A 13,934-nucleotide genomic window follows, 5' to 3' on the forward strand; every position below is an offset into this window, starting at 1 on the left:
CGCCCGCCCGAGCACGCGTCAGCGCAGCAGGCGGCGACCGATCCGTCGGGACGCGAGCATGACCCCAAGGCAGCCCAGCGCCACCAAGTAGCCGACGCTCACCAGGTGGTGCCACCCGACCGTGCCCAGGGTGAGTCCGCGCACCAACGCCACGCCGTGGTAGAGCGGGGTGAGCTGGACGACGAGCTGGCCGGCCGGCGGGTAGGCCGACAACGGGAAGAACGTGGCCGACAGCAGGAACATCGGCAGGACCGCGAGGTTGACGAACTCGAAGTCCTGCCAGCTCCGCATGAGCGTCGTCCCGGCGACGCCCAGCGCCGCGAAGGAAAAGCCGATGAGCACCGCCGCCGGGACGACGAGGACCGCCCACCACGACGCCACCAGACCGAGCGCGAGCATCGCGACGAGGAAGGCCACCGCGTAGAGAGCGCAGTGCAGCAGCGCCCAGAGCACTTCCCCCATCGCGACGTCGAGCGGCCGCATGGGCGTCGCCAGCACGGCGTCGTAAAGCTTGGCGTACCGCAGCTTGAAGAACATGTTGTACGTCGTGTCCGCGATCGCTCCGTTCATCGCGCTGGCGGCCAACAGCGCGGGGGCGATGAACATCGGGTAGCTCACCTCCCGGCCGGCGACCTCGATCGAGCCCACGAGCCGCGCGACACCGACCCCGATGGAGAACAGGTAGAGCAGGGGTTCGACACAACCGGAGGCCAGCACCGCCCAGTCGTGCCGGTACACCATCGCGTTGCGTTCGACGAGCAGCCACGCGCGTCGCCGCGCGGGCGGGACAGTCCGGCTGACCGCCACAGCGCTCCTACCCTTCCGCGTGCTCCTCCGACGACGCGAGCCACAAGACCTCGGATCACTCGACGGGCCAGCCCACCGAGCACTAGACGAACAGCCGCCGGCGGAACGCGTGCGCGGCCCACCACGTCCCCGCGCCGACCCACGTGCACAAGTACCCAACCCCCAGCACGATCCGACCCGGCTCGGGGATGCCGTAGGCGAACATCCGGGCCATCTCGACCCCGTGCCACAGCGGCGTCGCGTACGCGACGAGGCGGACCAGCGCGGGGAGCTGCTCGACCGGGAAGAACGCTCCGGAGAACAGGAACATCGGCAGGATGGCCAGCCGGAAGTAGATCGACAGGACGGTGTCCCGGTCGGCGATCGTGGCGAGTGCGAAGGTCGGCGCGGCCACCGCCAGGCCGGTGAGCAGTCCCGCGACGACGGTGAGGACGCCCCACGGCGACCTGACCGCACCGAACGCCGAGATCACCACCAGGTAGACCAGGCACGTGGTCAGCACCCGAAAGCCCACGAAGAGCAGGTGACCGACCAGCACGTCGACAGGTCGCAGGGGTGTCGCGAGCATCGCGTAGTAGCTCTTGAACCACTTCCACGCGCCCATGACGGGGTACGACGACTCCAGCGCCGCCGTCTGCATCGCCGTCGCGGCCAGCAGGCCGGGCGCGATGAAGGTCAGGTACGTCTGCCCGCCCAGCGCCGCTCGCCCGGGTCCTGTGTCGACGAATGAGCCGAGGCCCAGACCCAGCGCCGCCAGGAACAGCACCGGCATGAGGAACGTGGACACGGCGGTGCCGCGCCACGTCCGCCGGTAGGCCAGCATCCAGTACTCGAACGCGCGTTCCGTCGCACGCAGCCGGCCGGTCCGGGCTCGTTCGGGACCGCTGTCCACGCCCACGCCGTTCCGCTCCTTCCGCCTCGGGCTCACCAGCGCTCCTCACTCGATGAGGGATCGCCCGGTCAGGCGGAGGAACACGTCCTCGAGCGTGCTGCGTCGCACGAGCATGGCCCTGCTCGCAAGGCCCCTCCGGACCACCTCGGCCGCGGCGGCGTCGCCGTCGTCGGTGTAGAGGAGGAGCCGGTCGGGTAGCACCTCCACCCGCTCGCCGAGGTCGGCGATCGTTCGCGCCGCGACGTCGGGCTCCGCGCTCACGAACCGCAGCTCGACCACCTCGCGGGTGGAGTGGGCGCGGACGAGGTCGTACGGCGCGCCCTCGGCGACCACCTGACCCTTGTCCATGACGACGAGGCGGTCGCACAGTTGCTCGGCCTCGTCCATGTAGTGGGTCGTGAGGACGAGAGTCACCCCCTGCTGCTTGAGGTGGAACAACCGGTCCCAGACCATGTGCCGTGCTTGTGGATCGAGACCGGTCGTCGGCTCGTCCAGGACCATGATGTCCGGTGCGTTGACGAGCGCCCGGACGAGCGTGAGCCGGCGCTTCATCCCGCCGGACAGGTCGATGACCTTCGTGTCGCGACGGTCGGCGAGGTTCGCGAAGGCGAGCAGCTGGTCCGCCCGCTCGGCGCAGGTGCGCCTTGACAGCCCGAAGTACCGTCCGTAGATGAGGAGGTTCTCGCGCGCGGTGAGCTCGTCGTCCAGCCAGTTGTCCTGAGGGCACACGCCCAGCCGAGCGCGAATGCGTGGCCCGTCGACGGCGGGATCCATGCCGAGGACCCGGAGCGTGCCGGAGGTGACCGGGGAGACGCAACCGATCATCCGCATCGTCGAGCTCTTCCCCGCCCCGTTCGGCCCGAGGAACCCGAACACCTCACCGCGGCGGACCTCGATGTCGATCCCGTCGACCGCCGTGAACGAGTCGAACCGCTTGGTGAGACCACGCGCCCAGATCAGGACCTCCACCCGCGTCTCCCGAGGCTTCCTGCCACCCGTCGCCGGGGTGACGTCAAGGGACGGCGGTCAGCCGCGCGCTCGCCCGCTACCCGCGCGACCAGCGCGCCGCTTTGCGGACCAGCTCCCGAGCCCGCTCGCTGGCCGTCTCCGGCATGGCGGCGAGAGCCCGGTAGACCTGCCGGTGCAGCCACGGGCTCGCCGCCACCCGGGACACGACCCGGCGTGGGATCGCGCGGTAGGAGATGCCCCGCACGTCGACGATCCGGCCACCCTGCACGATGGCCGTGCCGATCGGGATGGCGGGCGAGCGCCCGGCGACGTCGGTCCGCAGGGCCAGCGGGTGTCGGCCTGGCGGCAGCGTCGTCACGTCGTTGAAGCTCAGGACCGCCTCCTGGGAGGGCTGGAGGCGACCGGGTAGCGTGCGGGCCGAACCAGCCCGGCCGATCACGACCTCCACCTCGCGGGCGCCCGCCCCCGGACCCGCGAGAACCGGCACGGCCAGGTGGAGTCGCGTCCCGTACGCCTGCAGCGGACCCACGCCGCGGGCAGCGATCTCGCTGGGCAGAGCCTGGTGGCGCTCGTCGATCTCCAAGATCAGCTGGCCGGTCGGCATCGCCCGGAACGGGACGACGACACGCGCGGGGTCCCCGACCACCGCCGGGACGAGAGCCCTCTCCCATCGTTCGCCGCCCTCGACGATGAGCCGAACCGGGCGCCCCAGTCCCAGGGTTTGCACCGAGACCCACACCTCGTACCGGCCGGGCTCCGCCGGACCGCCGCCGGCGAGGCGGCGAGGGTCGAGTGAGGCCGTCCCCGTCACGACGACCTGGTAGCGCGCCTCCTTGCCGGCGCCGACCGGCACCAGTGTCGGACGCATCGTGGCCGGCGCGAACCACCACATCCTCGCGTCGCGGTGATACACCCGCACCTCCGCCTTGACGTGCTCGCGCGGATCGCCGACGTCCCAGCTCTCGATGCCGGGCAGACCGGCGACCAGGATCGGATCGAGCTCGTACCGCCCGTCCCGCTCGACCACCACGACTGGCGAGCCGTCGGCGTGGACGAGCCCGGTCCGGATGTCGACCCGCAGCTCGTTGTCCTCCCACCGCAGGTCGTCCAGCGTGGCGAACCCTCGGACGTTCTCACAGCGGCGCGCGAGCTCCATGAGCCCGTCGAGCCGGTCGTCGTCGAGCAGCCGGGCGCGGAGCCGCATGATCGGTGAGAGTCCGGCCACGACCGGCCCACGGGAGAACGACGCGGTGGGCGTGGAGAAGCGCTCAATGGCCAGCTTCCTGACCACCTCGTAGCCCCTGCGCCGATACCCCTCGGAGTAGCGGAGCAGGCGCGGCTCCCGGAGTCGGGTCATCATCTCGACCCGGAAGAAGCGCCGCATCAGCCGGTCGCGCAGCTCACCTGGTTCGGTACCGGCCTCGACGGCGTCGAGGACCTCGCGGAGGTTGTCGTAGTACCCCTCCATCGTCGACGCCGTACCGCTGCTGTTGCCGCCGTCGTCGCGGCGGTTCCAGTAGTAGCAGCAGTAGTCGCCGAGGATCGAGACGGTCCGCGCCTTCAGGTACGCCTGGACCATGAAGAGCTGGTCCTCCAGGCGCCGACGCCCCTCCGGGAACCTCAAGTCGTGCTCGAGGAGGAAGGCCCGCCGGAACATCTTGTGCGGGCTCAAGCTGTCGATGAGCGGCGCGTCCTCGATGGTGCAGCGCTCGACGGTCTCGCGGAAGACGCTGTTCGGTCCGGTCATCGTGCCGCCCACCTTGCCGAGCACGATGTCGGAACCGTTGCGGACCGCCAACGCGTACATGCGCTCGAGCGCCTCAGCGCCCAGCTGATCGTCTTGGTCGACGAACTGGATGTACTCGCCGCGGGCGTGATCGATGCCGACGTTGCGGGGCTTGCCAGGCCAGCCGGAGTTCTCCTGGTGGAGGACCAGCACGTTGTCGTGCTCGGCCGCCAGCTTGTCCAGGCGGGCCGGCGCGTCATCGGTCGAGCCGTCGTCGACGAAGACCATCTCGTACTCGTGCGGCGACAGGCTCTGGTTCAGCAGCGACTCGATGCAGGGCTCGAGGTAAGGGCCGGGATTGTAGACGGGTACGACGACGCTGACCTTGATCATGGCCTCCCCCGCTCCTGCGTCGCGCACGAGTGACGTCGCGCCTGAGTTCGTTGACAGATCCCGTTCCCTCAGGTGCAGGACCCAAAACGGGACGGCTCACTCGTCGCCTGCGGTCACACGTCACCCGCGTCCGAGGTCCCGCGACGTCCCAGCGCGGAGGTCGGCAGCGCGCCGTTCCCCTCCTCTCCGAGCCCGTTCGCCTCGAGCCCGTTCGCCTCGTCAGGCTCGGCCTCGTCGTCCGAGAGGTCTCCGGTGTCGGGAGCGGCGAGCGACAGCCCGACGGGCGCTCGACCGTCCTTGAGCCGGCGCTCCACCTCCTCCCACCGTGGTCCCGCGCCGTGCTCGCCGGACCACTCCCGCGTGGCTGCCGCGATGAGCGCCTCGGCGGCGGCGTTCCACCTCTCTTGGGCGGGCGGCTCGTCGGGGCCGAGCAAGTAGGAACGTGCCTTCGCTCGCTCCTCTGCGAGCGGGTCGCCGTTGAGGATCGACTCGATGACGGGCGCGATGTCGGCGTCGGGGTGCAGCAGGTACGCCGACGCCGAGCTCGGGAACTCCGCCCGAAACTCGTCCTCGGACAGGCCCTTGGGGTTCGCCACCACCAAGGGCTTGCCGGTGGCGAGGAAGTCCGACACCACGCTCGACACGTCCGCGATCATCACGTCGGCTGCGTTGAAGCAGTCGAAGAGCGTCGGCAGCCGACCGTCGACCACGACGTGACGACCCGCGTGGGCCTGGTGGTAGGTCGCGTGCCACTCCTCCTGCAGCAGTTCCGCTTCCGCGACGTCCAGGGTCGGCTGCGCGAGCAGCTCTTCGATGGCGTCGAGGCGGTCCTGGAGCTCTGCCGGCACAGGGTCCTGACCGCGGGTCGCCTCCTCGATCATCGCCCGGATCTGCTCGTCGACCCGAGCCGCCTTCCGATCCCGCGTCCCCGTCAACGGGTGGGGCTTGTAGATGAGCCGGATCGGCACGGGTAGCTCGAGCAGGCGGCGTACCAGCACCGGACCCATCGCCGTCAGCGACGTCTGGAAGTCGTCGTCCGTCCACCCCTCCCACGTGGGGACGTACAGCACCGTGAGCGGCCGGGTCGGGGTGGGCGTGGGAACCGATCCGGTCCACCGCTGGAGGACGTCGAGCTGGGGCCGGCCGACCTCGACGATCGCCTCGTCGCGCACCCCCACGCGGGCCCGCGCGTAGCGGTCTCGTCCCGCCGGGCCCGCGACCCAGATTTGGTCGTACACCTTGCTGAACGGGTTGAAGCTGGCGACCTTGTCGCTGTCGCCGTGCCCAATGAAGACGTGCTTAATCCGCGGCTCACGCAAGAAGTGGATGTTGTTGCCGACGTTGGCGACGTAGAGCGCGATGCGCGCGTCGGGCAAGGCGAAGTTCATCAGGTCGACAGAGCTCGGGATGCACACCACCGGCAGGCGGGTCCGCGCCATGTTCTGGATCGCGTGGCGCTGTCTGACCAGGATCATGCTCGGGCGCGGCATGCGCTCCAGCGTCTTGATCCACATGTCGATCTGGTAGACCGAGCTGGCCGAGCCGCTGAAGTAGAGCACCACCTCCGGCCGGTACGCCCGCAGCGCGGCACTCACTCCGTCAAGGATCTCCTGACGCGTGTGCCGCCGGGACAGCAGCACCAGGTGGCGCAGCAGGAACAGGGACGCCACGCCGACGATGGCGACGTAGAGCGCCACGACGACGCCGAACGCCCGGAAGGAGTTGTGGTGGACGCTGTAGGCACCGGCCAGGACCGGTAGCAGCCCGAGAGCGAGAAGACGGGTCGCGGCGTGCTGGCTGAGGATCCGCGGCAGGGCTGGCGGGTGGAGGTTCTCCGGCAGGTCCACGTTGCGGACCTCGACCGGTGGCAGGATGCGCCGCTGCGCCAGGGTCAGCAGGCTGAGGTAGCCGATCCGACACACCGGCACCGCCAGGGCGACCAGGCTGATCACCAGCAGCTCCACCCGGCTCATCTCGCGGTTGGCGTCGGTGATCGCGACGAGCAGGAGCAGCAGGAAGATCTGTCCGAACGCGCGGTGCGAGATCCCGAACTGGGCACGCCTCAGCAGCGCGACGATCGGGCGGAAACGACGCTCGACCAACATGTCGAGCATGGAGGCGAAGACCACGCCCACACCGAAGGCGAGCGGATTGGCCAGGACGGCCGCGACGACGAGTGTGGAGTAGCTGAGCCCCAGTGCCGCGAGGACTGCGACCAACGACCAGCGACGGGCGAGCAAGCGCAGCACAGTCAGAGGGCTCCAGGAACTCGTCGACGGCAAGGACATCACCTGGTGGGTGCGCGGCGGATCAACGAAACCGCACAGGCGTGACGGTACGCGACGACCAAGCCCCGCACCGGGGTGGCGGGCTACCCAACGTAGCTCACCGACGCCGCCACCGCTTTCCGCATGCGCTCGAGCGCGGCGGGCTCCGGGGGACCGAGCAGCCGCTCCCGCAACGCCGCGCGCTCCGCGGCAGCTGGGTCGTCCTCGCCGCGTCCCGCGGCCAGGAGCTGTGCCAGGCCGTGACCGTCAGGATCGACGAGGTAGCCACCGCGGCTGGCAGGATATCGGACCGCGAACTCCTGGGCGGTCAGCCCTGCCGGGTTGACCACGCCGTAGGGCCGGTCACACGCCAGGAAGTCGGTGATCACGCTGGAGACGTCGCTCAACAAGACGTCCGCGACGGCGAAGCAGGCGTACAGGCTGACGTGCGGGCCCGCGACGACCAGATGCCGAGGTCCGTCGGGGCGGTAGGCCAGGCGCTTGCTCGCCCACACCTCCAGCGCGGCGACCTGCTCCGCGCGCGACATCTGGGCCGGACACGCGGCGATCTCCAAGTCATCCCGCGCCTTGGCGTACGGCTCGGCGGGCACGACCGGCTCCGGCAGCGGCTCGGCGCCCAACAGCTCGAGGATCTCCTGGTGCGCGCGAGCCACGACCGGGTCCCGGGTTCCGGCGAGCGGATGCGGCCGATACAGCACCCGCACGTCCGACTCGGCGAGCAGCAGGCGCACGAGCGCGACCCCGCAGGGCCCGAGAGACGTCTGGTGCGGCGTGTCGCCGTACCCCTCCCACGTCGGGGCGTAGAGCACCGTCAACGGAGCGGGGTCGGTCGACTCGGGCTCGGGCCGTCTCCGCACCAGCCCATCCAGCTGGGGTCGACCGATCTCCACCACGCGCCGTTCGTCCAGGTCAAGTCGCGCGCTGCGGAATCGCGCCCGCGCCGCCGGACCCGACACCCAGACCTCGTCGTAGGCCTTGAGGAACGGGTTCGTCGTGACGGGCTTGTCGCTGTCGCCGTGACCGATGAAGACGTGTCGCACACCGCGCCGGCGGAGCATGTGGAGGTTGTTGACGGAGTGGGCGACATACAGCACGAGGCGAAGGTGGGGCAGCGCCTGCGCCATGAGCACATTGCCGTGTTCGACGCACAGGACCGGTATCCGGGTGGGCCCGAGACGACGGAAGCTCTCCCGGTCGCGCACGATGATGAGGCTCGGCACGTCGAGACGTTCGAGGGTCTCCACCCACATCTCGAGCTGGTAGAGGGCTTCCGGCCCGCCCCCGAAGTAGAGCGCGACCTCAGCCGCCACCTTCTCCAACGCGCGGTCCACGGCCGCGTGCACCCGGGCCGCCGTGATGCGGCGCATAGCGAGCGCGGCACGCGCGAGGAGGCCGACCGCGCATGCCAGGGCGACGAGCGTGACCGCCGCTCCGACGAGGAACGGCACGAAGGAGTCCGTCAGGGTCGCGGCCGCCGCACCCACGAGGAGGGCGAGGTCGGGCACCGTCAGGGACTGGTCGAGGTGTCGGCCCACGAGTGGATGCGGAGCCCGCGGGATACGCACGGGCGCCAGCGAGACACCACGCGTGACCACGGGCATCTTCCGCTTGCGGGCCACCAGGACCCCCAGGGCGTGCCCGACAGTGCGGGCGACCACCACCAGGAGGAGCCCGCCGAACGCCGGTAGGTACCAGCCTTCGGGGACCCCGGCACGGACCAGCAGCACCACCACCGCGAGCGCCCGCACCAGCCCACGCCAGGAGGCGCCCAGGCCCAGGTGCGCGGCCAGCCAGCCGGCGAACGGTGCCCGCATGCCCACCAGCACCTCGCCCGCCACCGCGAGGAGAGAGGCCACCGCGAACATCCAGGGAGCCGAGAGCAGGGCGGCCGTGACGAGAAGGACGTAGCTCACCGCCAGCCCGGCGGCCAGGCCGAACGAAAGCCGCCCCCAGTCAGGCGCAGGGATGCGTTCGGTGACCTGGACGGTACGCATGCTCGCTACCCACGCGACTCACTCGAGCGCGTCCGACTGGCCCCTTCGGCGTCGACGCTCGCGTCCCCGTCCGCGGCCGCCGACTCCATCCGGCCGAGCGCTTCCGTGATGCCCCGCCGGGGATCCCGGCTCACCGGAGGCGTCACGTTCGGGATAGGCGTCAGCCGGACGTCGATGACGTGCCCGGTCTGGTCCGAGAGCAAGACGTCGAGCGAGGCGAGGCCGACGTCCCGGGCGGGGAGCAACGTCTCCGGCGGCTCCTGCCCGAACGCGCGGGTGCGCATCGGGGTCTGGGTGCGCTCGGGGTTGATGCAGTTCACCCGGATCCCGTCGCTCGCCCACTCGTCGGCCAGCGCCTGGGTCAGGTTGACGATCGCCGCCTTGGTCGAGGAGTACAGGCTGTAGCCGGCACGTCCTCGGGTGTACGAGCTCGAGGTGAAGAGGAGGAGGTGCCCACGAGTCTCGGCGAGGTAGCGATGGGCGGCGCGGGCGACGTAGATCGGCCCGAGCAGGTTGACCCGAACACTGTCGTCGATGATGTCGTCCGGCGCGTCGGCCAGCTCCACCGTGTGAAGTACCCCGGCGGTGACCGCGACGAAGTCGATCCGGCCCGTCTGCTCGTACGCCTGCTCCAGCGCTGCGCGCACGTGGTCGGGGTTCTCCACGTGGGTGCCGGTCGCCGAGCGGCTGAAGCTGAAGACGGTGGCGCCGAGGTCCTTCGCCGCCGCGGCGATCTCGGCGCCGATGCCGTAGCTGCCGCCGAAGACCACCAGCGTCTTCCCGGTGAGCATGGCGCTCGCCTGGTCGGACGACAGCGGGCTGGGCGGCGTGTGGGATCCGAGCCGGAAGAGCTGGTCAGCGAGGAAGACGTCGATCGGATAGGTGACCTTCATGTTCTGCTCGGAGCCCTCCACCACCGTGATGGGGACGTCCGGCAGGTAGCGGAGGACGACCGAGCAGTCGTCGGTGGCGGTGAAGTGGGGGTCCTTGGCGGCGAGCTCGTAGGCGCGCCGAATCGTCGACAGCCGGAAGGCTTGCGGTGTCTGCCCCCGCCGGAGACGGTCCCGGCCGGGGATGTCGGTGATGAGGCCGTCGTCGACGACGATGATCGTGTCCGCGGAGGGGATCGCCACGTCGACCGCGTCGAAGTGGTCGAGAGCGCGGACGCAGTCGGCGATGATGCGGTGGTCGACCAAGGGGCGCACCGCGTCGTGGAAGAGCACCTTGGCGTCGTCCGGACCGATCGCCTCCAGGGCCAGCCGGGTCGTGTCGTTCCGGGTCGCGCCGCCCTCGAGGATGCGAGTCACCTTGCGGAAGCCCGCGTTGCGCACGATCTTCTCGGCGTCCTCGGTCCAACCCGGCGCCATCATGACGAGGATCTCGTCGATGTCAGGCGAGGTCTCGAACACGTCCAGGGTGTGTTCGAGCAGTGGCTTACCCGCCACCTTGAGCAACTGCTTGGGGACGCGCAGGCCCACCCGTGCGCCGGTTCCGCCCGCCAGGATGACCGCCACGGTCCGCTCCCGCCCCCGATCGGTGACCTCCTGCACACGCTGGGTGTCAGGGGTGGCTTCGGACGTCGGATCCGGCCTCGTATCGGGCACTGTCGCGTCACTTCCCTTCGTCTGGTCGGACGAGCTTCTCACGGGAGCATGCCGCGATGATCACGATCCCGTGTCGCACGGTTCCACGGATGGTAGTTGCCCACCCTGAACGACGATCGGTGGCCCGTCCGCGCGGTGGGTGAACCTCGCCCAGCGTGGACGACTAACCTCGGGGAGGCACCTGCTGACGACCGGTCACGCAGGTGACACGGTGGGCGACCGACGGCGACGGGAAGCGCCCGACCGCACACCAGCCGACGAGACGAGCCGACCGAGAAGGGGAAACCTCCTGTGAAATCGCTGAGTATCGACGGTGCCTGGGTGCTCGAGCCGACGATCTTCCCGGACAAGCGCGGCGCCTTCTGCGAGTGGTTCCGCGGAGCCGACTTCCGGGCAGCGACAGGGCACGACCTCACGCTGGCACAGGCCAACTGCTCCGTCTCCCGGCGCGGCGTCATTCGCGGCATCCACTTCGCCGACGTCCCACCGGGCCAAGCCAAGTACGTCACGTGCGCACGGGGCGCGGTGCTCGACGTCGTCGTCGACATCCGGGTGGGCTCTCCCACGTTCGGCCAGTGGGAGGCTGTCCGGCTCGATGACGACGCCCGGCGCGCGGTCTACCTCTCCGAAGGGCTGGGCCACGCCTTCATGGCTCTCACCGACGACGCGACCCTGGTCTACCTCTGCTCGACGCCGTACGCGCCGGAGCGGGAGCACACGGTCCACCCACTCGACTCGGACCTGGCCATCGACTGGCCCGCGGACGTCGAGCCCATCCTGTCCGACCGGGACGCCGCCGCGCCGAGCCTGGCCGAGGCCGAGCGACAGGGGCTGCTGCCGTCCTACGTCGAGACCCAGGCGTTCCGCGCGGCGCTCCGCTCCCGCGCGCTCAGCTGACCACACGTGCGCCCTAGCCGCGGGCCGGCAGCGGCCGTAGCGTGTGGACGGGCGCCGGTGTGGACATATGGGAAGGACAGATAGCCTGCGGCTCCAGAGCACACGTGCGCACCGGGGCCGGCCGCGCGGAGGACGGGGAACCCGCCCATCGCACGAGGGGAACGCCACCGTGACAGCTTCCACGACCAGTCCGACGTCCGATCGGGAACAGACCTCCGGACCGGCGGTGAAGGTGAGTGTCATCGTCCCGGTCTACAACCCCGGACCGTACATCGAGGACCTCATCGCCTCCTTGCTCCGGCAGAGCCTGCCCGCGACCGAGTTCGAGGCGATCTTCGTCGACGACGGCTCCACCGACGAGACCCCCGCCCGACTCGACGCATTGGCGGCCGAGCATCCCCACATGCGAGTCATCCACCAGGAGAACTCCGGGTGGTCGGGGAAGCCGCGCAACGTCGGCATCGAGGCGGCCCGCGGCGAGTACGTCTTCTTCGCGGACAACGACGACTGGCTCGGTGACGAGGCGCTCGAGCGGCTCTACAACTTCGCCAAGAAGAACGACGCCGACATCGTCATCGGCAAGATGGCCGGCAAGGGCCGCGGCGTTCCCCGCGAGCTGTTCCGGCGCAACTACGACCGCGCCACCCTGGCCAACGCCCCGCTCATCGACAGCCTCACGCCGCACAAGCTGTTCCGCAAGGCCTTCCTCGACGAGCACAAGCTGCGCTTCCCCGAAGGGCGTCGTCGGCTGGAAGACCACGTCTTCGTCACCGCGGCGTACTTCGCGGCGCGCACGATCTCGGTGTTGAGCGACTACGTCTGCTACTACCACGTGCGCCGCGACGACAACGCCAACGCCGGGTTCCAGCGACTCGAGCCCAAGGGCTACTTCGCCAACCTCGCCGAGGCCCTCGACATCGTCGAGAAGAACACCGAGCCCGGGCCGTTGCGGGACCGTCTCTACCGGCGCTGGTACCGCGTGGAGATGATCGAGCGCCTGCGCGGGAAGCGCCTGTTGCAGATGCCCGAGGCGGACCGCGAGGCGCTGTTCGCCGAGATCCGGCGGCTGTCCAGCGAGCGCTTCGGGCCGGGCGTGGCCGCCGGCCTGCCGCCAAGCCAGCGCGTCGTGGGGCGCCTCATCCAAGCCGACCGGCTGAAGGACCTGGTGCACCTCGCGGTCTGGGAGGAGGACATCCGCGCGCTGGTCCGGCTGGACGACATGGGCTGGCACGACGGAGCGCTCCGGCTCGTGGTGACCGGTGAGCTGCGCGCCGGGTCCAGCCCGGTGACGTTCACCCACCGCGATGGCCGCGACCTGCTCACACCGCCGCTGCCCGAGGACGCCCTCGCCGTCATCGGTGAGGAGGACCTGGACTCGACCGCGCGGCTCGCCCAGAGCAAGCTCGACGTCCTCGTCCGCTCGCGCGAGACCTCGGCGGAGTTCCTCCTCCCGGTGACCTTCACCCCGTGCCGGGAGCCCATCGACGACAGCGACGGGCGCTTTCGGCTGGTGCTGCGCGGGGAGGCGCGCCTGGACGTCACGACCGTCGGCGGGAGAGCGCCGCTGGACGACGGCATCTGGGACGTGGTGGCGAGGATCTCGTCCTGCGGCTGGACCAAGGACACGCGGGTCGGATCGGTTCGCCTGCCCAGCGTCTCCGACCACTGTGTGCCCGCCGTCCTCGGCAACCCGCCGCGGGCGGTGACCCCCTACTGGACCGACAAGGGCAACCTCTCCGTCGACGTGGGCCAGCGGACCTCTCACCTGGCTGACCTGGTGCTGGCCGGCGACCAGCCGAGCCTGCGCAAGGACTCCTCGGGCCTCGCGCTGTGCCTCCCGCTTCGAGCGGTCGTCGCCCAGCCGGTCACCGACGCCGCTGTGCGGCTCGTTCATGAGGCGAGTGGGCGCAGCGTGGACGCGCTCGCGGAGCTCGCTCCCGCCGTCAGCGAGGGAACCGGCCGTTCCGAGCTGCGCACCTGGATCGGTGAACGACTGGAGCCAGGACGCTGGGCCGTGCAGGTCCGTCTGGTGCCCGCTGAGCGAGGCCGTTTCGTCGGCGTTCCAGTGAGCGTCACGGTGCCGGCGCGGGGCGGTTCACCAGCGATCGAGGTCTTGCGCCGCCCGGACGACGGAGGCGCGCCCCCACCCGCAGCCTCGGCGCGCGCGACCGAGTTCGCCCGCGCTCTCCGGGTCGGGCGCCGGCTCGCGCGCAAGGTCCGGCACACCGTCGCTGGAGCGGTCCGCCGCGGCAGCTCGTGACCGGCGGGCGAGACCGCCCACCATCGGACTGCGAACCTTGGACGCGCGACCTCACCGGCCGCCCGTCCTGACCGGCGACAGACGGCCGGGCGAGGTACGGCGGC

At 70.5% G+C, this 13,934-nt stretch carries 9 protein-coding genes; 2 read left to right on the top strand and 7 right to left on the bottom strand.

What is annotated here, in order from left to right:
• Positions 1–18: 18 nt before the first annotated feature.
• The 7 genes from DFJ64_RS02195 to ispD form a co-directional block, all read right to left on the bottom strand.
• A complete protein-coding gene (locus DFJ64_RS02195; RefSeq protein ID WP_245940912.1) occupies positions 19–807 on the bottom strand; it encodes an ABC transporter permease in 789 nt (262 codons plus the stop codon).
• 82 nt (positions 808–889) lie between these two features.
• Positions 890–1,735 carry an ABC transporter permease gene (locus tag DFJ64_RS02200; RefSeq protein ID WP_245940913.1) on the bottom strand — a complete coding sequence of 282 codons (846 nt, stop codon included), beginning with the start codon at positions 1,733–1,735 and terminating at the stop codon, positions 890–892.
• 9 nt (positions 1,736–1,744) lie between these two features.
• Positions 1,745–2,668 carry an ABC transporter ATP-binding protein gene (locus tag DFJ64_RS02205; RefSeq protein ID WP_115848921.1) on the bottom strand — a complete coding sequence of 308 codons (924 nt, stop codon included), beginning with the start codon at positions 2,666–2,668 and terminating at the stop codon, positions 1,745–1,747.
• 76 nt (positions 2,669–2,744) lie between these two features.
• On the bottom strand, positions 2,745–4,787 hold the full coding sequence (locus DFJ64_RS02210) for a glycosyltransferase family 2 protein (RefSeq protein WP_115848922.1): 2,043 nt from the start codon (positions 4,785–4,787) through the stop codon (positions 2,745–2,747).
• 113 nt (positions 4,788–4,900) lie between these two features.
• Complete coding sequence (locus tag DFJ64_RS02215; RefSeq protein ID WP_147304562.1) at positions 4,901–7,069, bottom strand: glycerophosphotransferase; 2,169 nt, start codon at positions 7,067–7,069, stop codon at positions 4,901–4,903.
• Positions 7,070–7,158: 89 nt separating this feature from the next.
• The gene (locus DFJ64_RS02220; RefSeq protein ID WP_115848924.1) at positions 7,159–9,069 is read right to left on the bottom strand and encodes a hypothetical protein; all 1,911 of its coding nucleotides are present in this window, start codon (positions 9,067–9,069) and stop codon (positions 7,159–7,161) included.
• Between the two features lie 5 nt (positions 9,070–9,074).
• Complete coding sequence (gene ispD / locus DFJ64_RS02225; protein WP_245940914.1) at positions 9,075–10,583, bottom strand: 2-C-methyl-D-erythritol 4-phosphate cytidylyltransferase; 1,509 nt, start codon at positions 10,581–10,583, stop codon at positions 9,075–9,077.
• A 381-nt stretch (positions 10,584–10,964) separates the two neighbouring features.
• Here ispD and rfbC point away from each other — a divergent pair, with 381 nt between their 5' ends.
• Both rfbC and DFJ64_RS02235 read left to right on the top strand, forming a co-directional pair.
• Positions 10,965–11,570 (top strand): dTDP-4-dehydrorhamnose 3,5-epimerase, encoded by a 606-nt coding sequence (gene rfbC / locus DFJ64_RS02230; RefSeq protein ID WP_115848926.1) that lies wholly within the window; start codon positions 10,965–10,967, stop codon positions 11,568–11,570.
• Between the two features lie 169 nt (positions 11,571–11,739).
• Positions 11,740–13,830, top strand: coding sequence for a glycosyltransferase family 2 protein (locus DFJ64_RS02235; RefSeq protein WP_245940915.1), 2,091 nt, complete (start codon positions 11,740–11,742; stop codon positions 13,828–13,830).
• Positions 13,831–13,934: the final 104 nt, after the last annotated feature.

Source organism: Thermasporomyces composti, assembly GCF_003386795.1.
Classification (GTDB): domain Bacteria; phylum Actinomycetota; class Actinomycetes; order Propionibacteriales; family Actinopolymorphaceae; genus Thermasporomyces; species Thermasporomyces composti.

What these genes read in the sequence shown, in the direction of transcription:
- DFJ64_RS02220 (WP_115848924.1), bottom strand. Translation starts at nt 9,069, where the DNA reads ATGCGTACCGTCCAGGTCACCGAACGCATCCCTGCGCCTGACTGGGGG.
- DFJ64_RS02210 (WP_115848922.1), bottom strand. Translation starts at nt 4,787, where the DNA reads ATGATCAAGGTCAGCGTCGTCGTACCCGTCTACAATCCCGGCCCTTAC.